25 protein-coding genes and 6 pseudogenes are annotated in these 21,896 nt (G+C 52.2%); 5 read left to right on the forward strand and 26 right to left on the reverse strand.

Annotated elements, in window-relative coordinates:
* Positions 1-73 precede the first annotated feature (73 nt).
* From P378_RS04935 to P378_RS04995, 17 genes and pseudogenes are all read right to left on the reverse strand, one after another.
* Positions 74-1,018, reverse strand: a complete 945-nt coding sequence (locus tag P378_RS04935; protein WP_099082478.1) for an acetyl-CoA carboxylase carboxyltransferase subunit alpha — start codon at positions 1,016-1,018, stop codon at positions 74-76.
* 12 nt (positions 1,019-1,030) lie between these two features.
* Complete coding sequence (gene accD / locus P378_RS04940; protein ID WP_099082479.1) at positions 1,031-1,885, reverse strand: acetyl-CoA carboxylase, carboxyltransferase subunit beta; 855 nt, start codon at positions 1,883-1,885, stop codon at positions 1,031-1,033.
* Positions 1,886-1,914: 29 nt separating this feature from the next.
* Positions 1,915-2,106, reverse strand: a complete 192-nt coding sequence (locus P378_RS04945; RefSeq protein WP_099082480.1) for a glutamate decarboxylase — start codon at positions 2,104-2,106, stop codon at positions 1,915-1,917.
* A gap of 188 nt (positions 2,107-2,294) precedes the next feature.
* Positions 2,295-2,528 (reverse strand): trp RNA-binding attenuation protein MtrB, encoded by a 234-nt coding sequence (gene mtrB / locus P378_RS04950; protein WP_099082481.1) that lies wholly within the window; start codon positions 2,526-2,528, stop codon positions 2,295-2,297.
* 104 nt (positions 2,529-2,632) lie between these two features.
* Positions 2,633-3,301: a cation:proton antiporter regulatory subunit gene (locus P378_RS04955; RefSeq protein ID WP_099082482.1), complete on the reverse strand. Its 669-nt coding sequence runs from the start codon at positions 3,299-3,301 to the stop codon at positions 2,633-2,635.
* A 255-nt stretch (positions 3,302-3,556) separates the two neighbouring features.
* Entirely contained in the window at positions 3,557-4,384 is an 828-nt protein-coding gene (locus P378_RS23995) for an OB-fold nucleic acid binding domain-containing protein (RefSeq protein WP_420795971.1), read from the reverse strand.
* A complete protein-coding gene (gene dnaE, locus P378_RS24000) occupies positions 4,300-5,355 on the reverse strand; it encodes a DNA polymerase III subunit alpha (RefSeq protein ID WP_420795973.1) in 1,056 nt (351 codons plus the stop codon). The genes P378_RS23995 and dnaE overlap by 85 nt, the downstream gene beginning before the upstream one ends.
* Positions 5,331-6,103: pseudogene (locus tag P378_RS24005) on the reverse strand (hypothetical protein). Before P378_RS24005 ends, dnaE begins: the two are co-directional and overlap by 25 nt.
* Before the next feature lie 497 nt (positions 6,104-6,600).
* Positions 6,601-7,097 (reverse strand): annotated as a pseudogene (locus P378_RS24010) (PHP domain-containing protein); the annotation flags it as partial.
* 91 nt (positions 7,098-7,188) lie between these two features.
* Positions 7,189-7,877 (reverse strand): annotated as a pseudogene (locus P378_RS04965) (DUF2225 domain-containing protein).
* A gap of 92 nt (positions 7,878-7,969) precedes the next feature.
* Positions 7,970-8,770, reverse strand: a complete 801-nt coding sequence (locus P378_RS04970; RefSeq protein ID WP_099082483.1) for a C40 family peptidase — start codon at positions 8,768-8,770, stop codon at positions 7,970-7,972.
* A 44-nt stretch (positions 8,771-8,814) separates the two neighbouring features.
* On the reverse strand, positions 8,815-9,126 hold the full coding sequence (locus P378_RS04975) for a putative quinol monooxygenase (protein ID WP_099082484.1): 312 nt from the start codon (positions 9,124-9,126) through the stop codon (positions 8,815-8,817).
* A gap of 16 nt (positions 9,127-9,142) precedes the next feature.
* Positions 9,143-10,258, reverse strand: coding sequence for an N-acetyl-alpha-D-glucosaminyl L-malate synthase BshA (gene bshA / locus P378_RS04980; protein ID WP_099082485.1), 1,116 nt, complete (start codon positions 10,256-10,258; stop codon positions 9,143-9,145).
* On the reverse strand, positions 10,255-10,788 hold the full coding sequence (gene bshB1 / locus P378_RS04985; protein ID WP_238472894.1) for a bacillithiol biosynthesis deacetylase BshB1: 534 nt from the start codon (positions 10,786-10,788) through the stop codon (positions 10,255-10,257). The genes bshA and bshB1 overlap by 4 nt, the downstream gene beginning before the upstream one ends.
* The gene (locus tag P378_RS21025; protein WP_238472895.1) at positions 10,698-10,982 is read right to left on the reverse strand and encodes a PIG-L family deacetylase; all 285 of its coding nucleotides are present in this window, start codon (positions 10,980-10,982) and stop codon (positions 10,698-10,700) included. Before P378_RS21025 ends, bshB1 begins: the two co-directional genes overlap by 91 nt.
* A 76-nt stretch (positions 10,983-11,058) precedes the next feature.
* Positions 11,059-12,672, reverse strand: a complete 1,614-nt coding sequence (locus tag P378_RS04990; RefSeq protein WP_099082486.1) for a glycoside hydrolase family 57 protein — start codon at positions 12,670-12,672, stop codon at positions 11,059-11,061.
* A gap of 16 nt (positions 12,673-12,688) precedes the next feature.
* Entirely contained in the window at positions 12,689-13,402 is a 714-nt protein-coding gene (locus P378_RS04995; protein ID WP_238472896.1) for a DUF4912 domain-containing protein, read from the reverse strand.
* 230 nt (positions 13,403-13,632) lie between these two features.
* Between P378_RS04995 and P378_RS21030 the strand changes: the two genes are divergently transcribed.
* Positions 13,633-13,983, forward strand: coding sequence for a hypothetical protein (locus P378_RS21030; RefSeq protein ID WP_238472897.1), 351 nt, complete (start codon positions 13,633-13,635; stop codon positions 13,981-13,983).
* A complete protein-coding gene (locus P378_RS21035; protein WP_238472898.1) occupies positions 13,914-14,309 on the forward strand; it encodes a CPBP family intramembrane glutamic endopeptidase in 396 nt (131 codons plus the stop codon). Before P378_RS21030 ends, P378_RS21035 begins: the two co-directional genes overlap by 70 nt.
* Positions 14,310-14,391: 82 nt before the next feature.
* Here P378_RS21035 and P378_RS05005 read toward each other — a convergent pair whose 3' ends face one another.
* Positions 14,392-14,589: a LysO family transporter gene (locus tag P378_RS05005; protein WP_099082542.1), complete on the reverse strand. Its 198-nt coding sequence runs from the start codon at positions 14,587-14,589 to the stop codon at positions 14,392-14,394.
* Between the two features lie 83 nt (positions 14,590-14,672).
* On the opposite strand from P378_RS05005, the gene P378_RS05010 reads away from it, so the two are divergent.
* The 3 genes and pseudogenes from P378_RS05010 to trmL all read left to right on the forward strand — a co-directional run bounded on the left by P378_RS05010 (position 14,673) and on the right by trmL (position 16,180).
* Positions 14,673-15,101: a CoA-binding protein gene (locus tag P378_RS05010; RefSeq protein ID WP_099082487.1), complete on the forward strand. Its 429-nt coding sequence runs from the start codon at positions 14,673-14,675 to the stop codon at positions 15,099-15,101.
* A pseudogene (gene nth / locus P378_RS05015) lies at positions 15,085-15,767 on the forward strand (endonuclease III). The gene P378_RS05010 and the pseudogene nth overlap by 17 nt, the downstream one beginning before the upstream one ends.
* Entirely contained in the window at positions 15,752-16,180 is a 429-nt protein-coding gene (gene trmL / locus P378_RS05020) for a tRNA (uridine(34)/cytosine(34)/5-carboxymethylaminomethyluridine(34)-2'-O)-methyltransferase TrmL (protein ID WP_143338415.1), read from the forward strand. Before nth ends, trmL begins: the two are co-directional and overlap by 16 nt.
* Before the next feature lie 67 nt (positions 16,181-16,247).
* Here the strand turns inward: trmL and P378_RS21040 are convergent, their stop codons facing one another.
* The 8 genes and pseudogenes from P378_RS21040 to P378_RS05040 form a co-directional block, all read right to left on the reverse strand.
* Positions 16,248-16,715, reverse strand: a complete 468-nt coding sequence (locus P378_RS21040) for an alanyl-tRNA editing protein (protein ID WP_238472899.1) — start codon at positions 16,713-16,715, stop codon at positions 16,248-16,250.
* Positions 16,712-16,981 (reverse strand): alanine--tRNA ligase-related protein, encoded by a 270-nt coding sequence (locus tag P378_RS21045; RefSeq protein WP_238472900.1) that lies wholly within the window; start codon positions 16,979-16,981, stop codon positions 16,712-16,714. The genes P378_RS21040 and P378_RS21045 overlap by 4 nt, the downstream gene beginning before the upstream one ends.
* Before the next feature lie 184 nt (positions 16,982-17,165).
* Complete coding sequence (locus P378_RS23400) at positions 17,166-17,396, reverse strand: hypothetical protein (protein WP_338013833.1); 231 nt, start codon at positions 17,394-17,396, stop codon at positions 17,166-17,168.
* Entirely contained in the window at positions 17,369-18,031 is a 663-nt protein-coding gene (locus tag P378_RS23405; protein ID WP_338013834.1) for a phosphohexomutase domain-containing protein, read from the reverse strand. Before P378_RS23405 ends, P378_RS23400 begins: the two co-directional genes overlap by 28 nt.
* Complete coding sequence (locus P378_RS23410) at positions 18,028-18,327, reverse strand: phosphohexomutase domain-containing protein (RefSeq protein ID WP_338013840.1); 300 nt, start codon at positions 18,325-18,327, stop codon at positions 18,028-18,030. The genes P378_RS23405 and P378_RS23410 overlap by 4 nt, the downstream gene beginning before the upstream one ends.
* A 269-nt stretch (positions 18,328-18,596) precedes the next feature.
* Positions 18,597-19,613, reverse strand: a pseudogene (locus tag P378_RS24455) (nucleotidyltransferase family protein); the annotation flags it as partial.
* Positions 19,614-19,907: 294 nt separating this feature from the next.
* Positions 19,908-20,924, reverse strand: a pseudogene (locus P378_RS05035) (glycosyltransferase family 4 protein); the annotation flags it as partial.
* Positions 20,925-21,189: 265 nt separating this feature from the next.
* Positions 21,190-21,579, reverse strand: a complete 390-nt coding sequence (locus P378_RS05040; protein ID WP_099082488.1) for a carbohydrate-binding protein — start codon at positions 21,577-21,579, stop codon at positions 21,190-21,192.
* Between the last annotated feature and the right edge of the window lie 317 nt (positions 21,580-21,896).

Genomic DNA, 21,896 nt, shown 5'->3' on the forward strand with positions numbered 1-21,896 from the left:
TTAACAAAACCTCATCATACACCTATAGCCTGCCGCAAAGCGACAGGCTTATCCTTGTTAAAATTTTTTATTTTTATCCAGTTTGTCCCACGGCCCGGAACTTGGCATACCTGGCCTCAACCAGCTCTTCTGCGGACTTCTCCAGCAGTTCTTTCAGGTTACGCTCCAGGGCCTGGTCCAGGAGATGGCAGGCGGTTGTCAGGTCGCTGTGAGCGCCGCCCAGCGGTTCCGTAACGATTTCGTCTATCACGCCCAGTCTTAAGAGGTCCTGGGCGGTCAGGTTTAAGGCTTCCGCCGCTTCCTTTGCTTTGGTGCCGTCTTTCCAGAGGATGCTGGCAGCAGCTTCGGGAGAACTGACGGAGAAGATGGCATGCTCTTGCATGAGAATTTTATTGGCCACGCCCAGGGCCAGCGCCCCGCCGCTGCCGCCCTCGCCGATAACCACCGAAACCACCGGCACTCTCAGGGCGGACATAACCATCAGGTTCCTGGCGATGGCCTCCCCCTGGCCCCTTTCTTCCGCTCCCATGCCGCAGTAGGCACCGGCTGTATCGATAAAGCAGATCACCGGGCGGCCGAATTTCTCGGCCTGCTTCATTAATCGCAGGGCCTTGCGGAAACCCTCAGGGTGGGCCATGCCAAAGTTTCGCTGCACATTTTCCTTGGTATCATGGCCCTTCAGGTGTCCCATCACCGTCACAGGAATTCCTTTATAACGGCCGATGCCGCCCATAACCGCCGGGTCATCGCCGTAGAGACGGTCCCCGTGCAGTTCCAGGAAATCCGCAAACAGGGCTTTGATGTAGTCCAGGGTGTTGGGACGTGCGGCGTGCCTGGCGATCTGCACCTTCTGCCAGGGAGTGAGGTTGTTGTAGATATTTTCCTTCATTTCCCTGGATTTTTTCTCCAGCAGGACAATTTCATCAGAAAAATCAATATCCTTTTCCCTGGTAAAACGTTTTAATTCTTCGATTTTGGCCTCAAGCTCCAGCAGGGGCCTCTCAAAATCAAGCGCCATACATGCCTCCTTTTAACTTTTATGTAGTGAAAGAATTTTCGCCAATGTTTCTTTCATTTGCGGGCGGCTCACAATCATGTCAACCATGCCGTGCTGGCGCATAGATTCCGCCCTTTGAAAACCCTCCGGCAGTTTTTGACGGATGGTTTGCTCGATCACCCTGGGACCGGTAAAACCGATTAACGCCCCCGGTTCGGCGATAATGACATCCCCCAGGGAGGCAAAACTGGCTGTAACCCCACCGGTGGTGGGGTCTGTCATGACGGAAACAAATAACAACCCGGCTTCATCCAGTTTGGCCAGAGCAGCAGAGGTTTTGGCCATTTGCATGAGGGATAAAATTCCTTCCTGCATGCGAGCACCCCCGGAGGTGGCAAAAATAATCACCGGCAGTTTCTTTTCAATGGCCCGCTCGATGGCCCGGGCGATCTTTTCTCCTACCACCGAACCCATGCTGCCCATGATAAAGTGGGAGTCCATGATGCCAACCACCGCCGGGAACCCGTCGATGGTTCCTTCCCCGGTAACCACAGCTTCCTTGAGACCGGTGATTTCCTGGGCGGCGGCCATTTTTTCGGGATAATTCGGAAAATTAAGCGGGTTTATTGTAGTTAACTCATTGTCATATTCCTTAAAGGAATCTTCGTCCAGGGTCATGCGGATTCTTTCCCGGGCATTCAGGCGAAAGTGAAAGTTGCACTTTTGACAAACCTTAAAATTTTTATCCAGTTCTTTGGTATAAAGAATTTCATTGCAGCGAGAACATTTCACCCATAAACCTTCGGGTATATCTCTTTTTTCGCCGTTCTGGGTACCTTCCGGTCGTACGGTTACATACTTTGGCTTACGAAAAATTTCTAAAACCAAGACTCACCTCTCCCTTAACTGTCATGCAATTATACGGTGTTTATGATTTCTAACGCTTCGTCGACCTCAGATTCAGGCACCAAAATCTCTACCGCTCCATTTTCATTGCCATTCGGCAGTCCGATATTGCGTAATTTAACCAACAAGCCCTCCTGTAGCAAAGCTTGTTGTAATCGCTCGGCTTGTTTTCTGCTGGGCGCAATATATACCACCGTCCACACTTGTTATAGGCCCCCTCGAATTTACTTAATAAAAAATATGAATATTAATCCAGCATAGATAGATGTTTCTATTCATTCCCTTGGTATTCCTCTTTTTCCCCACAAAAATAAGTATATCCAGAGAATTGTCTCTGGATACTGTTGCTTACTTTTATGAAGCTCCCGGCTTACCCAGCGATACCCTTATTTTAATCGGTATCGGTACGGATCTTGCCGTGTTTGGTCATCAATTCCGCCCGTCCCCGGATCTTGATGGCCGAGGTGTGTTCGGTGAACTGGGCAATCATGATTTCCCCTTTATCCAGCTTTTCCGAGTGGTGAAATTTGGTTACGCCGCCCCGGGTTAAACCAATGATGGTAACCCCGTTTTCCAGGGCCTTCACCACAACATAATCACCCACTATATCAAATTTTTCCGCCATAGGATTCACCCCATATTAACTTCCTCTTTTTAACAGTACCAATCATATCATATTTAGGGATGTTTGACAACTAGCAACAGGACCCCAAAGGAATACCCGTAAGTCTACCTGGTGCAATCCCAACAAAGCAGCAGGTGGATGTTCCGCATGTTCCCGTACACGATAAGTTTATCCTCCGCTTGTAAGGTCTGGTTTCCCCGGGGGGAATGAATGAATTTATCGCCCCGTTCAATGGCCAGAATAAAGATATCCCGATCCCGGATTTTGCTGTCGGCAATGGTTTGGCCCACCAAAAAGCTATTCTCTTTCAGCACCACCTCTGCCACGCCGTACTCCCGGTCTAACTTTAACACTTCCTCCACGGACCGTTTTTGCAGCGAGTGGTGGCGGGACAACTGCCGTTCAATACCCCGGTCCAAATGAACACGCAGTTTGCGGCTGGAAGCCAGGCTGATCGCCAGCAGCACAATCATAATGGCGGTGCCCACCTGAAGCAGGGTAAGGGGGTGACGCATGATGTTGATAAGCGCCGTCACAATGGTGGCGGTACCCAGGTACCCCAGCACCATCAGCACCATGATGATGCGCCGGCGCACATGGTGCTTTACCACCGCTTCGGAATCCGACGTGGTATAACCTACGGTGACCAGGGCCGACAGGGCTTGAAAACGGGCTACGTGCAGGTCCATGCCCGTTAATTTTAAGGCAATGGCAGAGATCTCTACGATAATAACAAGGACGAGGATGAAACACACCAAAAAGATCAAGCTCATTTTTCATACCCCCTTTGATCCCGTGACATGATTATATCAGCGGGACAAGGCCTGACACAAGTTGACAGGGCAGCCTAAGAACGGGACATAAAAAGGGCTGAGGGGATTCCTGCAGCCCTGATCGTATGTGTTAAAGCCTATAGATCCAGCAAACTGTTCGGTACGGGATAGAGATCCGGGTTAAAGGAACCGGTGGGCATGGCCGGGGTAACACCATGAACCCTTGATGCGCCGGGCCCGGTGTTTCTTTCTTTGTTACCGGGGCAGTCTGAGGCGGCGCATCTGTTTTGTGCAGATCCCTGGCGGCAGCACCGGGGCCTTCCCGGGCAGGTTGAAACGAATCTTGATATTGTCTATGGTCAAAAGCCTGGTTAAAGCCGTTTTTAACTCGGTGTTCAGATTGACCCGCAGCCCGTTCTCCAGTTGGGATATCTTTTTATTGTCAGGGTTAAACAGGTAAACCGGCGTGTTCCCCGGATGCCGGGTTAATATCCCTTCCAATTGTTTGAGGGCCTCTGCGTCACCGTCATTGAACCTTAACCAGAGTTGGCAGTCGATATTGTCCAGGGGCATGATTTCCTCGGCCAGTACCTTGGCCTCTTCGCCGTTGTTATTGACCCGGCCTTTTACCAAAAGAGGCACCCTTGGGTCCAGGGCTTTGTTATAACGGCGGCAGACCTCCGGAAATACCACCACCTCACAATTACCGGTTAAATCCTCCAGGTTGACAAAGGCCATGGGGTCCCCCTTGCGGGAAGTGATCCTTTTGATGGTGGAAATCATGCCCGCCAGCAGCAGGGGTTGGCCGTCCGGGGCATCCGCCAGGTCCACCGTCCGCTGGACTTCCAGGTCCTCCAGAACCCAGTTAAACTCCGATAAGGGATGGCCGGAAATATATAAACCCAGGGCTTCCTTCTCAAACTCCAACTGCTGCTTGGCGCTCAGTTTGGGAACCTCCGGCAGCTGCAGTTCTGCGGCCTGCTCCGGCAGGTCCGGCATCAAATCAAACAGGTTGACCTGGCCCTGCTCCCGGTCCCTCTGGACCCTGGCGGCATATTCCAGACCTGTGTCCAGTGCTGCCAAAAGCTGTGCCCGGTGACCAAAGGCATCCAGGCGCCGGCCTTGACCAAACTCTCCAGCACCCGCCGGTTGGCCACCCGAGGATCCACCCGGCTGCAGAAGTCCGAAAAAGAGGTGAATGCTCCTCCCTTCTCCCGGGCCTGCATCATTTCCTGCACCGCATTCAAGCCGACGTTCTTCACCGCGGCCAGACCAAAGCGGATGGGCCCCTCCAGGGCGGTGAAGTTTTCCCGGCTCTGATTGATATCCGGCGGCAGGACCTGAATTCCCATGCGGCGGCATTCTTCAATATACAAAACCACTTTATCGGTATTGTCCCGCACGGATGTCAACAGGGCGGCCATGTACTCCACCGGGTAGTTGGCCTTCAGGTACGCCGTCTGGTAGGAAACCAGCGCGTAGGCCGCCGAGTGGGATTTATTAAAGCCGTAGCCGGCAAAGTACTCCATCAGGTCAAACATTTTCTCCGCCAACTGGCGGTCATAGCCCCTGGCCACCGCCCCCGGGATAGGGCTTTTGAGAGGATTCCCCTTCTCGTCCACACCGGTGCCGTTGACAAACCATTCCCGGTGCATGGTCATAATCTTGGTAATTTTCTTGCCCATGGCCTTTCGTAAGGAGTCCGCCTGTCCCAGAGTATAACCCGCCATCACCCGGGCAATCATCATGACCTGTTCCTGGTACAAAATCACCCCGTAGGTTTCCCGCAGGATGGGTTCCAAATCCGGGTGAAAATAATCCACCCGGGTCTGCCCGTGCTTGCGCTGAATAAAATCCTCCACCATGCCGCTGCCCAGGGGACCGGGGCGGTACAGGGCCACCAGGGCCACGATGTCTTCAAAGGCATTGGGCTTCAGTTCTTTCAGGATGCTGCGCATGCCGCTGCTTTCCAGCTGGAAGACGCCGATGCCTTCACCCCGGGACAGTATCTCAAAGGTGGCCTGATCGTTCAGGGGGATGGCGTTGATGTCCAGTGGTTCCCCCTTGTTTGCTCAATCCGGTTGACGGCCTCACCGATGACCGTCAGGTTGCGCAGTCCCAGCAAATCCATTTTGAGGAGACCCAGTTCCTCCACCGTGGTCATGGGAAACTGGGTGGTCACCAGACCGTCGGAGGTTTTGTTCAGGGGCAAATATTCCACCAGGGGTTCCCGTGAAATCACCACACCTGCGGCGTGGGTGGAGGCATGCCGCGGCATGCCCTCCAATTCCAGCGCGGTGTCGATCAAACGTTTTACCTCGGGGTCCTGGTCATAAACACCCTTTAAGTCTGGGGAATTGGCCAGGGCTTTATCAATGGTCATGTTCAATTCCATGGGCACCAGTTTGGCTACCCGGTCCACTTCCCCGTAGGCATGTCCAGTGCCCGCCCCACATCCCGAATGGCCGCCCTGGCGGCCATGGTACCGAAGGTGATAATCTGGGCCACCCGTTCCGTGCCGTATTTTTGCACAATATATTCGATGACTTCGCCCCGGCGCTCGTAATCAAAGTCAATGTCAATATCCGGCATGGAGATGCGTTCCGGATTTAAAAACCGCTCAAACAGCAGGCCGTATTGCAGCGGGTCGATATTGGTGATCTGCAAAACGTAAGATACGATGCTGCCGGCGGCGGAACCGCGTCCCGGCCCCACGGCGATGCCCCGCTCCCTGGCGTAGCGAATAAAGTCCCAGACAATGAGAAAATACTCTTCGTAGCCATTTGGCCGATAACCTTTAATTCATAATCCAGGCGTTCCCGGACCGGCCCGTCACAATGACCGTAGCGTTTAACGGCGCCGGCCAGGCACTTCTCTCTCAGGTAGCTGGCCGGTGTATACCCTTCGGGCACTGTAAAATAGGGCAGGTGCAGGTTGCCGAATTCCAGTTCCACCTGGCAGCGTTCGGCAATTCTTACGGTGTTGGCCAGGGCCTCCGGGATTTCCCCAAACAGTAAATTCATCTCCCGGGGACTCTTTAAATACATTTCCTGGGATTCAAATTTCATCCGACCGGGGGTGTTAATGCTTTTGCCCGTCTGAATGCACAGCAAAACATCCTGAATGTCCGCGTGTTCCCGCTTTAAATAATGGACATCATTGGTGGCCACCAGCGGCAGGTTCAACTCGGCGGCAATCTTTAAGAGTTCCCGGTTGACTGTCCTTTGTTCCTGGTAGCCGTGGTCCTGCAGTTCCAGGTAATAACGGTCACGGCCAAAAATCTCCAGGTAGTCCTGGGCCGACCGGCGGGCTTTGTCCGGCTGGCTGTTTAAAATTTTATCCGCCACTTCCCCGGCCAGGCAGCCGCTTAGTGCGATCAGACCGTCGCTGTAGCGGGCCAGCAGTTCCTTATCAATTCTCGGCTTATAGTAAAACCCCTCGGTATAGCCAAGGGAGACCAGTTTCAGCAGGTTTTTATAGCCCCTTTGATTTTCCGCCAGCAGGACCAGGTGGCTGGGCTGGTCATCCAACCTGGGTGTCCGGTCGGTTCTGCGGCGGGGCGCCACATAGACTTCGCAGCCCAGGATGGCTTAACCCCTTCTTTATGACAGGCTTTATAAAAGTCGATCACGCCAAACATGCACCCGTGGTCGGTAATGGCCAGGGCGTTCATGCCGCTCTCCTTGGCCTGCTTGGCCACCTGACTGATGCGGGTTGCCCCGTCCAGCAAACTGTATTCACTGTGTAAATGCAGGTGGACAAATTGATGTTCCAGTCCAATCACCCCTTTTTGCATAAGCCTGCTCTTTGTACCATTTTACCACGTCGTGATGGAAAGGGGCACAAAAAAGAGGTATCCGGGGACAATCCCGTTTACCTCAAGATCCCTACTCTGTTTGTTTTAATTCGGCTCGAATCTCCTGCCAGCGGGCCCTGGACATCCGGGCGAAGACCGGGTAGCGGTCCACTTCCGGGTGCCGGGTGACCGCATAGAACCATTGGACGGCTTCCTTCATATTACCGTCGCGGTAAGACAGGTCCCCGATCAAATACATCATGCGCAGTTCCTTTTTAACTTCGGATGTAGACTCCTTTTCATAGGCCTTTTTTAAAAATTCCAGGGCCCGCTGCAGGGATTTTGCTTCGTTTTCCTTATGGCCCTGGTACCGGTACAGCATCCCAACCGGAGATACAGGGAGCCCTTGACAGAGTCCTTGGCTTTTCTCAGTTCCTGGCAGAGAATGGCCAAATTATACGCTTTGATGGCCTGCTCCAGCGTCCTTAAGCCGGTATACTGGGAGCCCTCGGTATGCCAGCCGGACAGGATGGTGTTGATGGAGGCTTTCTCCGGTTCACTGAGGGGGATGTTTGTTTCCTTGGTAAACCCGTAACCACAATGCTTGCAGATCATAACATCATAAAAGATAGGATTAATGCCGCTGTAATGACCGCAAAGATCACTGTCTTGTTTTTCTAACGCAATGTATTTAGTTTTTACTTCAGGATGCAGAAAATCTTTGCCGCAGTTAGGGCAAGTCACCTTGGCATGAAAAATCATTTCTTCGTTCACTTGCATAATCTTTACGCTCCCACCATTGAATGTTAACCCTATTATACTACAAATGTTAACTGGTGAGGACAACTTTACCAAAGTCAAATTGTATGAATTTACAAATATTTTCTTGCTCCTAAATACCGTCCGGCAAAAAACGGTTCATGAAAGGAGGTAACCGTTACCCCTTCCTTGGTCCTGGCGTTGATAAACAGGCCATCCCCCTGGTAAATCCCTACGTGCGAAGGCCCCGGTTCGATGGTTGAAAAAAACACCAGGTCACCGGTTTCCAGATCCTCCTTTTCCACAGGGATGCCTGCCTTAAATTGATCCTGAGCATCCCTGGGCAGTTGAAAACCATTGACAAAATAAGCCATGTACGTCAGTCCGGAACAATCCACACCCCGTGCCGTCATGCCACCCCACAGGTAAGGTGCTCCGGCGTACAGGCCGGCCACCGCCAGGACCTGTTTTTTGTTAACCGGTTGATTGGAAGAGATGATTTGGGCATCCTCCCTGTGCACAAAGGCGCTGCTGCCCCGGGGTAGAGCAACCCGCAGAAATTCTTTCCCTTGTTCCAGTAAAGGCAGTCGGCTACCCAAAAACAGAGTGCAAAACCGGTCTCCGACGGTACCAGCTGCCGTGGTTAAACCGGCCGTTGCCCGCACGATTTGCACAACCTCTGATGGAGCCGGCCACCGGGGCAAGCAGAAGTGATCCACCTTTGCCCACCCCGGTGAACCGTCCTGGGCCTGAATGTGGAACCAGTCCCCCTCCACTCCCATAACCTGCGCCGGCCACCCCATTAAAAGCTGTGTTACCAGGGGAATTCCTTCCTCCGGCTGCTCCAGCACATCGGTTACGGCCACGGCCGTAACCACGGTGGTACCGGCTTCAACTTCCCGCAGATCAGGCATGGAATCACTCCTTTGCCGGTTTTACCTAAACCATATTCCCTTGTTTACCTGGCTATGCTTTCCACGGTATAATTTCCAAAATCCGGCTGTCCATTCAGCAGCTGCATCATTTGGAGAAAACCTTTGGTAGCGCCCGGGTCGGAACTGAGTTTGGTCATGGCTGCCTGCTGGGCCTCTTCATTTTCCCAGACCGAAACAACCAGGAATTTGTTGCTGTTGCCGTTGCACCTGGCCACGTAGCCGTGGACCAGTCCTGGCTGCTCATTAATATAGTTCATATGTTCCTGAATGATTTCCAGTAACGAATCGCCCTGGCCTTCCTGTGCCTGAAGTTTGCCAAATGTGATAACTTTCAAGTTTTTACCCCCCGTATCAATTGCTTAAAACAGATTGGTAAAGTTGTTCATATTTTACCACCCATTGGTCCGCATTAAACTTGTTTATGGCATGACTTCTGGCCCGGGCAGACATTTTTTTCCGCAGGGACCGGTCCTCTAACAACAGCAAAGTCAGCCTGGCCATTTCCTCCACCTCTCCGACCCCGGTCAAAAAGCCCACCTGGCCATGTTCAATGACCTCCGGTACGCCCCCTGCCCGAGTGGCCACCACGGGCACGCCGCAGGAAAGGGCCTCCAGAGCAGCCAGGCCGAAACTTTCGCAGCAGGAGGGAAACAGCATGACGTCCGCGGCAGCCAAAATGGGGGCCACGGTATCCTGTTGTCCCAGGAACAGAATGTCCTTCGATACCCCCAGACACTGGGCTAATTTCTGTGCAGCGGGCATGTCCGGCCCGTCGCCGATCATCACCAGGCGAGCGGGTCTCTGTTGACGGACCCGGTGAAATACCTCGATCACATCCAGCACCCGTTTGAGAGACCGGAAATTGGAAAGGTGGACCAGCAGGGCCTCGTCCCCTGGTGTAATGAGGTTTCTGTCTGCCGCGGCCTCAGGTGTGAAGACACCGGTATCCACAAAATTATAAAGGACCGGCAATTCCTTTGCATAATGAAAGGTTTTGCGGGTCTGTTCCGCCAAAAAGGAAGAAACAACCGTTACCATATCGCTGGCTTCCAGACCATAGCGTGTAATTTCGTAGAACTCCTGGTGCGCTCCCACCAGAGATGTATCGGTGCCGTGAAGCGTGGTGATGACCGGAATCTGTTTGCCAAAGATTTGCCGGGCCAAATGGGCTCCCAGGGAATGGGGCACCGCATAATGGGCATGCAGAACATCCAGTTGGTAGCAGCGCAGGACTTCCACGGTCTTGTTCACCTGGGTCAGAAAATAGGGCGGTACTTCAAACAGCGGGTGGTGAAAGGCCGCCACTTCGTGGATAAAAATATTGTGCCGGTAGGTGGCCAGGCGAAAGGGGCGCCCCACGGTTACAAAGTGCACCTCATGGCCCCGTTTGGCCAGAAGCTTACCCAATTCCGAAGCCACCACCCCACTCCCCCCGTAGGTGGAGTGGCACAGGATGCCGATCTTCAATCCTTCACCCCCAGCAAAGCAAGTGGATTGTGAATGGCCAGGGGAGACCCGGTGGTAAACCCTTCCCCGTACATACAACCGGCCAATGAACCAAAATAGCGGTCTCTGCTTTCGATGATGGACAGCAAGCTGCCCGGTCCGGCATTTAAAAAGGTCTCCGTACTGTTGAGACTTTTCCCGAATTGTGTTTCGTGGGCCATGATGGCCGATCTTTTGGTGTGGTAACAGGCTGATACATCCACAATAAATGTGGGTTCAGCGGCCCTGGCCAAGAAATAATACCATATTTGTCCCGCCCTGAAGGGCGGCAGGGGGCACCCAATCCTGGTTAAACCCGCGTCAAACCAGGCCTCCTGCACCAGCCGGCAGGCATGGACATGGTCCGGGTGCCGGTCCTCCCAGTAGGGACATAAAATCAGCCTGGGCCGGCTTTCCCGGATCACCTCCACCAGTTGCAAAAGATTTTCTTTGCCGGTGGTAATGCCTCGATCGGGGGTCCCCAGACACTTGCGCCAGGCGAGCCCCAGCACCTCCCCGGCCTCCGGGCCTCCTCCTGCCTTTCTTCGACGGTACCGTTGGTGGCCAGTTCACCGGCGGTCAAATCCACAATCCCCACTTTAAGACCTGATTTTACAAACGTAGCCACAAGGCCACCGGCACCCATTTCTACATCATCGGGATGGGCGCCAACGGCCATCACATCAATCTTAGAAACCTTAACCAACCCCTTTTGGGTAGTAATTCGATGGGTGGGGGAAAAAATCCTCTCCCCAAAGTCTAAAAGGCTGCCTGAGCAGCCTTTAGCAAATTGCCGACTGGTATTCTCCTTCCCGGGTTCGCCAGGAGCGGTAGTCAATGTCCGGGAAGATGTTGTTTTGCCATTCCAGGTGAGACACAAATCCTTCATCAATGCGGCAGTATTTAATATCGTCATACAGCCTCAGGAAATTTGCGATGTGCTCTTTGGTCCTCTTAACAGCATAGGAGACCATGGTCCCGGTGGAGATGATAAAGGCCCAATCGCTGCTTTGGGCCAGCAGCAGTTCCCGGCCGGCCTGGTTCAATGCCCGGCGCAGGTTGCCCTCCGCCTGTGGGAACATGTCTGCCAGTTCATTCATGCGGTCCGCCGCCATGTGCAGGTGCCTGTAAATCCAGTGATTTTTCTCATTGAGCCACACTTCATTGTATCCTGCATTGCCCCAGGTGGAAGGACAGGGCTTGGTGATCTGGTTGCATTTATGCATTCTCAGGTAATCCGACGGAGTTACCAGTTGCAGGGTTTTGCTTGTTGCAATCTTGCGAATCAGAAACTCCAGCCACATGGGACCTTCAAACCACCAGTGTCCGAAAAGTTCCGCATCATAAGGGGCGACTATCAGGGGCGGTCGTTCCATTAAGGCGGATAAATATTCAATTTGTTTTTCACGGTTAAACATAAAGTTGGCTGCATGGATCTCCGCCTTGTTCCTGGCCCATTCCGGGTAATAGGGCTGTTTGTCCGCCAAATCAACCTTACCGGTAATCCGGTGATATTTCATGCCGGTATGCGTGCGAATGCCGTCGGGATGAATATATTCTTTGATATATTCATGGTCCAGGTCATAACCGATATCCCGGTAAAATTCCCGGTAATCCGGATCGCCTGGATACCCTTCATCGGCGCTCCAGACCTGCTTGGAACTCTCTACATCCCGTCCAAAGGCAGCAACACCGGAGGGACAGTAAACAGGGGCAAAAATTCCGAAGCGGGGCCGGTGGTAGGCAAACAGCACGCCATGACTGTCGGTAAAAAAGAATTTTAGCCCGTATTCCTTAAGAATTTCATCCACGCCCTGGGTATAGCCGCACTCCGGCAGCCAGATGCCGTTGGGAGAACAGTCAAAGTGCTTTTGGTGGAGATGAACCGCTGTCTCAACTTGGGCTCTCACCGCCTGCCTGTTAACCATCATCAGGGGTAAAAAACCATGGGTGGCGGCGCAGGTGGTAATTTCCAGGCGGCCCTGGTTTTGTAGCCTTTTCAGTGCCTTTGCCAAATTACACTGGTTCTGATGAACAAAAATTTCATAGGCTCGCCGGAATTTTTCCTTATACATCAAGGCGGCCTGGTGAAAGGGGCTGCCGTAGGTTCTTGCTTCTTCTTTATAGGATAACTCCATCAGTTTTTCTAAATGCCGTACATACCGTTCCTGCAGCAACGGGTCGGTCAACATGGACAAGAGAGGTGGCGAGACGGAAAAGGTCAGACGGAAAGGGATGTTGTCCCAAACCAGCCTGTCAAAAACATCGATCATGGGTATATAGGTTTCCGTAACCGCTTCGTAAAACCATTTTTCTTCCAAATATTTTTCACATTCCGGGTGTCTTACGTAGGGTAAATGGGCATGTAAGACAAATGACAGGTATCCTTTAGCCAAGGGACAATCCCCCTCTTTATTGTTTAAAACCAGGAGAACTTATGCCGAGAGGTTTAATTCCTCCCTCAAGTTCCTTTTTCGTCACCAGCAGCTCTGAACTGTTTCCATGAGGTACCCGACCTATGATTTTATAAATTCCTTCAATCCACATCCATTCTTCATCAATCCTTTGAGACACCGAAGCTCTGGGAGTGCTCACCCGGTTGGAGGTAAGAAGTTTGACATATCTTCCGTCAGGCAGGAGGCGCCCCAGCTCCAGGAAAAAACTGCTGTCTGGCTGGCCCACTTCGATAAACCAGTTGTCCGCAAAGGGGTCCAAAAATATTTGCTGATAGCTGTGGGCTGCGAAAGGGCTCTCTTCATCCAGGCCGGTGATGTCATAGACCCGTATCACCTGATGGGAAGTGTTCCAGGCCTCATGACCGTGCCGGTTAACGAATTCCTGGTATTTGGTGGCGGAGACTTCCCAGTAGGCATGAAGCCAGTACGGGTCCTTCGCCAAAACCACCATTCTGTCCACGCCATAACGGTGGGGAATAAAAAGATCCTCCCCTTCCCGCCTGACCGGGTGAGCAATGGGGGAAATCTCTTCGGCCATTTCCTCCTTTGGCTCTGTCCCTGGAATGTCTGGCTTTCTGGGGCTGAGGCCGGTTTCCGCAGTCTGGGCAGCAGCAACCCACCCAGGACTGCGGCCAGTAAGACCAGAGCAGCTCCCAACAGCCAGGGCCACAAATTCTCCATTTTTTACCCCTCCTTGGAAGATATTACAATTAAAATGAGGCGTTATTTATAGAAATAAGGAAAAAATAAGGGAAATAAAACATAACTCATGACTTTCCTTAGTATTGCCCAGCATTTTTGGCTTTATAATGTTTTTTCAATGGTTTTATCAATCCGCAGGAACCAGTAACAGTCATTCATGGAATAAGGTGTAAAGTGTTGAGGCGGGGGTTTGAAAATATGATTAAACGGAACCGGGTCAACAGTCTATGGGGGGTTTCGGATGTTCTTATGGTCTTTGTCTTACGGCTGGCCCTGGTCTACCTGCTGGGCAGAGGGCTGCTTCCCCTGCTTCCCGGCATTTCTCCCCGTTTGGTGGAGGTATTGGACCGTGCTATTTTGTTTGGGCTAACCCTGTTTTTTGTTTTACGCAAAAGCGATTGGCAAAACTTGGGGTTTCGTTTTGATCGTCCCGGCAGGCAAATCCTTTACGGGGTTGTGGGAGGGTTTTTCTTTTCTTTTTGGCGGAAGAAACCCAGCGGGCACTGGTCTCCCTGCTGGCAGCGGACACCGGCACCAACCCGCTGGTGAAAGCAGCCGCCGGCGCCCAAAGCCCTGCGGACCTGCTGTGGCCGATCCTGATTGGCGGCATTCTGGTGCCTGTTACCGAGGAAACCTACTACAGGGGCATGGCCTTTGCCGCCTTCGCCCGCAGGTGGGGACCGGTACTGGGGCTGCTTGTAAGCGCGCTTTTTTTCTCACTGGCCCACTTCAGTGGTATATGGTTTGTCCAAATTGCCGTGGTGGGAGCGGGCCTGGCGGTCATTTACCATCTTACCGGCTCTCTCTTACCGGGGATCATCGCCCACGGTTTGGTGAACAGCAGCAGGTTGCTGATGGTGTATTTGGGGAGTTGAAGCGAGGGGTTGGATTATTTATGTTAAGGCTGGAATAAATCCCTAAATTTATGTTACTATCACTATGTAGGTTTAATAGCCTTCAGCCATCCTTCCAGCCCAGATGCCAGAGCCGGACCCATACTTCCTTTTGACGGCCTAAATCGATTCCTATGCCAAAGAGCAGCAGGTACAGGGCCGTTGTTGTCACAGTATCCAAATGCTGTGCCATTTGTTCGGGTAACACCCAGTGCCCCAGGGCCAAACCCAGGGCGACGGAACCCGGAATGATCCAGGTCATGTTGATCACCGACGATCCAGCACTACTACTTTAGTACGACCTAAAAATAGGGGTCAATAACCAATGCTCAAGGAGGATTTTAAATGTATAATAATCCCAGTGACGGCAGGATCAAAGAACTGTTAACCCGGTGCAAAACCATTGCGGTGGTGGGGTTGTCGGACAAACCCCACCGGGACAGTTTTAAAGTGGCGGAGTATATGCAGTGCCAGGGATACCGCATTATCCCTGTGCATCCCAGGGTGAAAGAAGTTCTGGGGGAAAAGGCCTATAAAACCCTGGCGGAAATACCGGATAAGGTAGACCTGGTCAATGTTTTTCGAAAGAGTGAGGAGACGCCGCCGGTGGTGCAGGAGGCAATTCCCTTAAAACCAATGGCGGTATGGCTGCAGCTGGGCATCATCAACGATCAGGCAGCCCAAATGGCTATCGGTGCCGGTTTGGAGTTCGTTCAGGACCGCTGTATCAAGGTAGAACACGCAAGGCTGCTGGACGATGGAAAACAGGTGTAACCAGCCCTCCGGGGATCTCTCCGCGCGGCTGAAACAGATCCTGGCCCTGCTGGAGGAGGCCTACCCCAATGCCACCACGGATTTAAATTACTCCACACCCTTTGAACTAATGGTGGCGGTCATCCTATCGGCCCAGAGTACCGACGCCAGGTGAATAAAATTACGGAAAAGCTGTTCAAAAAATTCCGCACCCCGGAGGATTTTGCCCGGCTGACGCCGGAGGAACTGGCCGAGCACATCAAAGGCTGCGGACTCTTTAGAAATAAAAGCAAGTTTATCGTGGAGGCCAGCCGGATCCTGGTGGAGGATTATCAAGGCAAGGTTCCCGAGGTAAGGGAACAGTTGGAGAAGTTACCCGGTGTGGGGAGGAAAACGGCCAACGTCGTTCTGGGGGTTGCCTTCGGCCAGCATACTTTCCCGGTTGATACCCATGTTCACCGGGTGGCCCGCCGCCTTGGTTTGGCTTCCGGAAAAACACCGGAACTGACTGAAAAAGAATTATACGCTTTGATACCGCCTGAATTGTGGCAGCCGCTCCACCACCAAATGATTCAGCACGGCAGAAAGGTCTGCGATGCCCGCAGGGCCCGCTGCGCCGAGTGCTTTTTGAAGGACCACTGCCCAGAGGCCGGTAAAAAGGGGGAAATTTCTTGCATATCGTTTTAGTGGAGCCGGAAATCCCTGCCAATACCGGCAATATTGCCCGCACCTGCTCTGTCACCGGAGCAAGCTTGCACCTGGTGGAACCCCTGGGCTTCTCCACCGACGACCGCTATCTGAAAAGGGCCGGGCTGGACTACTGGCACCTGCTGGACCTGCATTATCATAAAAATTTCACTGCCTTAAAGGAAAAATATCCCGACGGTCGCTTCTGGTATTTTACCACCAAGGGTGGCAGACCCTACCACGAGGTTAAATTTGCAGCCGGTGATTTTCTGGTCTTCGGCAAGGAAACGGCCGGCTTACCCAGGGAACTGTTAGCCCAAAATCCCGAGTATTGCTTAAGAATTCCCATGCTGGGTGAGGTACGTTCTTTAAACCTGTCCAACTCGGTGGCCGTAGCCATCTACGAAGCCTGAGACAACACAACTTTCCCAACATGAAATAGGCCCCCAGAACAGCAAGTTTCAATTTTCTGAATTCAAGTCAAGAACCGTCCCCAACTTGAAATCCATTCAAGTGGGGACGGTTCTTGACTTGAATTGGTTTCGCGCACCAGGCGGCGGCTACGCCCCGCAGCATTTCCATTTCCCCGGTGAAGCGGGGATGCGTGCCACAGCAGGCATTTTCATCAATACCCGGAATAATCACCAGGCGGACCTCCTCCTGATCAGGGGGAAGTTTCTTGAGATATTCCGGCGCCAGATCTTTACGATGGCAGCACTCAATTTTTACCGGCAGGTTTTCCATCACAACACGATTAACTTCCGTTTCCACTTCCCTTACTACCTCGGGAGGCACATAGGAAACATTGAGATCGATGGTACAGGTTTCTTCTCCTAAATGAAAACCCACCGTATCCCAGCCATAATTTCGTTCAAAAACCGCCGACAAGATATGCTGGCCATGGTGCTGCTGCATATGATCCCTGCGTCTCTCGGCATCCACGGTCAATAACACACGGCGCCGATGAAAGGTTGAACTGTGCCGGCAATCCAGTGGACAATCCCTTCCGGCCTTTGTTCCACGTGCAGCACTTCATGGGAAGAACGATGGGTATCACATACCAGGGTACCCCGGTCCGAAGGCTGCCCGCCCCCTTCCGGATAAAAAATGGTTTCTTCAAACAGGATCCCGGTTCTACCGTTATCTTCAATGCTTCCTGTAATCTTTGTGCGATATTGTAAAAGGTAAGGATCTACCTGATAAATCCCTTGCAAACCGGCCATCTCCTCTCCTGACTTGTGAATTTACGCACTTATTCGACAGGGATTGTTAGATTCCTTGTTGTCGTCTGCGCCAATTTTATCGATTTTTAACAAAGAAATCTAGACAAGCCGGTGACAATGTAGGATAAAAGACAATTTCACTTCCCCCTCTGAAAAAACCTAGCCGTTTGTCCGGCTAGGTGGCTGTGATTTGCTGTATTTTACTGGTGTAAAAGTTGGTCAGTTCCTCGGCTGCTTCCATCGAGGCTCCCTCGGTAAAGATACGGCAAACCGGTTCTTCCGGATCCGGCAATACCAGGGCCCAGCCCTCCGGGTGATAGACCTTCACCCCGTCCAGCAGCTCCAATTCGCCACTTTGTTCTTCGATGAGCCGGCGAATCACCCTGCCCTTGGCTTCCCAGGGCACTTCCACATCCCTTTTGTCGAGGAAGAATTGAGGGATTTCTCCCACCAGTCTTCGATGGTAATACCCTCCCTGGCACAGAACTCCAATACTTTAATCAGTGTCAGGAGAGCGTCAAAATTCATAAAGTGATGCTGAACTGCGCCCCCGCTCTGGACATGATGGTTAATAATCTTGTCCATAAAGTCCTGCTGGGAGGTTTTGGTACGGACCACCCTTCCCTTGTACCGGCCGGCCAGTTCATCGATGGCTCTGGGCGCGGTTACCGGGACAATCACCGGCCCGGCTTGATCCTTTAAGATGATTAAGGAAATGAGAGCAGTTAACATTTCTTCACTGACCACATTCCCCCGGCCATCCACCAGGATTAATTGGTCCCCGTTGGGATCAATGATGGCCCCGGCAGCTTTGCCCTTCCTTCTCACGGTCGCAGCCAAATCCTGCAGCAGTTCCCGGTGCCGCTGCCAGGCCCCGGGTTCCTCCAGCGGCCCGGTTTCCATCGTTTCAGAGGTAATTCCCAGCGAGGCAAATGCTTTGGTCAGGATGGGTTCAAGATTTCTCCTGTCATAAAGCAATACCAGCTGCGGGCTTGCCCCCCTCAAGGCTTCTGCGTTCATATTCTCCGTCAGATGATTCACATAGCGTCCGCCATATCCGGCACCGGTACGATGGGCAGGATGCGGTGGGCCTCCACCCTGCGCACATCCTCCCGGGCCAGGGTATTTTCAATTTTGCGTTCCTGGCTGCGGGAGATGTTGCCGCCCCTTTCATTGGTAAAGACCATGTTAATTTTATCCGCCCGTTGGGAACTGATTCTGACATGAATGCCCCCTTGACAGCCGCTGGCCTGCACCGCAAAACGATGCAGGGGAGTAATGCCGTCCCCGAAATCCAGCACTTCCAGACCGGCGGACTGCAGCCCGCAGGCCAGCACTTTTTAATCATGCGGGATGCCGGAAAACGGTCACTGGAGACCCCGACCCGGGCGCCAATTGCCAGGTTGGTACCGAAGGCGGTGCCCAAACGGCAGGCAAATTCCGGGGTGATATCAATATTGGTAAGGCCGGTGACGCCCTCAATGCCAAACAGGTTCTTGGGTTTTGCTGTCCCCCAGACCAGGCTGCTTTCTACCGTGGCGCCGGCCTCAACCACCTTACCCGGCCAGAGTTTAACATCCGGTTTTAATAATGCCCTTTCCTTGATGACCGACTCGCTGCCAATCACCGAACCTTCATAAACCGAGGCGTTGGCATTTATTTTTACCCGGCTGCCCGCCACGGCCCCACGGACGGCAGACCTGGTGCCGATAAAAACATTGTCCCATAAAACACTGCGTTTTACCGTAGCCTGGTCCTGAATGATGCCGCCGTTTCCCACCACGGTATAGGCGTCAATGACTGCGCCGGTGCCAATGCGGCAGTTGTCCCCGATGAGCACCGGTCCGTTGACGGTTGTCCCCGCAGGGAGCTCACTGTTTTCTCCTACCCAGATGCCCGGGGCCACCTGGTTGCCCGGAATGGTTACGGCCACCTTACCTGTTAAGCAGTCCTGGTGGGCCTGCACATATTGCTGCAGGTTGCCGATGTCACACCAGTAGCCGGACAGGGATACACCAAAGAGGGGCTGTTTTTCCCTTAACAAAATGGGGAATAAGTCTTTACTGAAGTCAAATTTCTGGCCCGGTGCAAAATAATTCAACACTTCCGGTTCCAGTATGTAGATGCCGGTATTCACCGTATCGCTGAAAACTTCACCCCAACCGGGCTTCTCCAAAAACTGCGTAATCCTGCCGTCCCGGTCTGTGATGACCACCCCGTATTCCAGGGGAATCTCCACCGGTGTTAATACCAGGGTGGCGACGGCGCCCTTTTGCCGGTGAAACTCCATGGCCCGGGTTAAGTCGAGGTCTGTCAAGGCATCCCCGCTGATCACAACAAAGGTTTCGTCCAGAAACGGCTGGGCGTTTTTCACGCTGCCGGCGGTGCCCAGGGGAACTTCCTCCACATAGTAACGCATATGGACGCCAAAGTCCGCGCCGTTGCCAAAGTAACTCCGAATGGCTTCCGGAAGGTACTGGAGGGTTACGCCGATTTCATGAATGCCATGCTTTTTTAACAATGTCACGATATGTTCCATCATGGGGCGATTCACCACCGGCATCATGGGTTTGGGGCGCCCGCAGGTTAGCGGCCGCAGCCTGGTCCCCTCACCACCGGCCATGATAATAGCTTTCAAAAAACATCACTCCTGATTGAGATACTGATAAAAAAATTAACTTATTAAAACTGACGTTTTCAAAGAGAGTAAGAGATTAGAAACAGGATACCCTTTCCTTCCCACTTCTAACCTCTCACTTCTCATATCTCACTTAATGGACAGCCAACCGTACCCTGCCGAAAAGCCCTCCTTTTTCCTGCGATTTTTTCCAGGGCGCTTTTTGGTCCGCTTCAATGACCTCCTGGTAAACCCTTTTGGTTTGCCGGGCAATGGATTGCCAATTGTATTTCTCAATCACATCCCGGTAGGCCCGCTCCTGCATTTTCCTGGCGGAATTGGGGTCCAGCAGGCAGTGTAAAATGCTGTCCGCCAGGGAGTTGGCATTGCCGGTATAGGCCTTCATGCCGTTTACTCGGTGATCAACGATCTCTCCCAGTCCGCCCGTGTCTGATACCACCACCGGCGTCCGGGCGGCCATGGCTTCCAGGGCCACAATGCCAAAGGCTCATACAAACTGGGAAACACCGCCACATCCGCATAATGATACAAACAGTTGCGGGTGACATCGTTAACATACCCGGTAAAGTAAATTCGGTTGTCAACCCGCAGGCAGGCAGCCTTATACTTTAATTCGCCTTCAAAGGCCCCCTTACCGGCGATCACAAATTTCGTATTGGGGTGGTACTGAAGAATTTTAGGGATTGCCTCCAGCAAGACCTGAACGCCCTTTTCCGGCACCAACCGCCCCACATAGTAAACAATCTTTTCCTCCGAGGATGCGTAATTTTCTCTTTTCACCGGTGTCCTCGCCCGGGGGTCATATTTAAAGTTTTCCGGATCAACGCCGTTGGGAATAATTTTTAATTTATCATCCGGCAGTTGGAAGATGTGCTTCAGTTGTCCCTGCATATATTGACTGCAGCAAATCACCCGCCAGGACTCGTAGGTTAACCACCATTCAATGTCGCTGATGTGCCGCTGCACGTCATTGTGCAAGCCGTTGTGCCTGCCCCATTCGGTGGCGTGGATCGTGGCGATGAGAGGAATTTTGTACGCATGTTTGCATACCTTGGCCGCATAGGCCACCAGCCAGTCATGGGCATGAACAATGTCTACCTTGCCCAATTTCCCCATGAGCGGGATGGCCCGTTCGATCATGGCCATGTTTAACTGCATCACCCAGGTAACAAAATCCGTTGATGAGACCCTGAAGGGATTCACCCGGCAGACATGGACCCCTTTTACCCTTTCATACTCCGGCGTACCGGGGTTGCCACGGGTTATCACATGAATGTCATCTCCCTGTTTGGCCATGGCATTGGTTAAATCTAAGACATGTTGAGCCAGCCCACCCACACTTAAGGCGGGTATTCCCAGGAAAATACAATTACCCTCAAATTTTCACGCACCCTTCAAACCGTACTTTTTGTGCATTCCAGGCTAGTATTTACCATTTTTCTGAATTTTATGATGCGAAAACGCTGCTTCGATGACCCCAAAAAGGTACCTGGTACTTAAGTTATTAAGTTATTTTGTGACAGCAAAAAATCCCTGCCGGCTTGGTCGGCAGGGAAAAGGATTAATGACCGTTCATGGTGCCGTTGTGAACCTGAAAACTCCAGTCTTTACCGGAATTGTTATCCCAGTTCATGGCATTGTCGTGAAAGCAGAAATTAAATTGGGTATGAGTGTCCGGCATGGTTACGGCTTTGACAAATCCGTAACCGGTTTTGGCCATTCTCGTGTCCTGGATAGCGTGCCAGCGATCGTCTCTACCGAATCCACAGTGTAAATAAACTTCCTGGGCGCCGCTTTCAGCTAACAGCCCGTTGTAGAAAACCACCGCTTCCTGCCCGGCTGTAATGGGTGTGGGATCCACCACAACACCGCCGGGAAACTGAGCATCATGCATTTCTTTTAAACGATAGGCTCCCATGGTTGGTTCACCAAAATTGGTTCTGTTGGCCATGAAAACACCTCCTTTTTCAGCATTGGGGTTCATCATTATTATCTGAAACTGCAACGATATTTATAGAAGGTAAATATTATTGGTTTGTACAGTCACAGCCATTTTTTGTTTGCCAAAATTTGCTTATTTAGGGTTTTTTATCATACCTGTTCTTATTAAGTTGGGCAACCTCGCCACTGCCGCTCTCTGAAACAAGAAGAACCGGGTGACCGGCTCTTACTGAAAATGTGAATAAATTTGGTATGGAATCTCTGGTTGAAAATTATTTTTAAACGGGTAGAATGGTGAATGTTAACCCGTATCCCAATATAAATGAC

Source organism: Desulforamulus profundi (assembly GCF_002607855.1).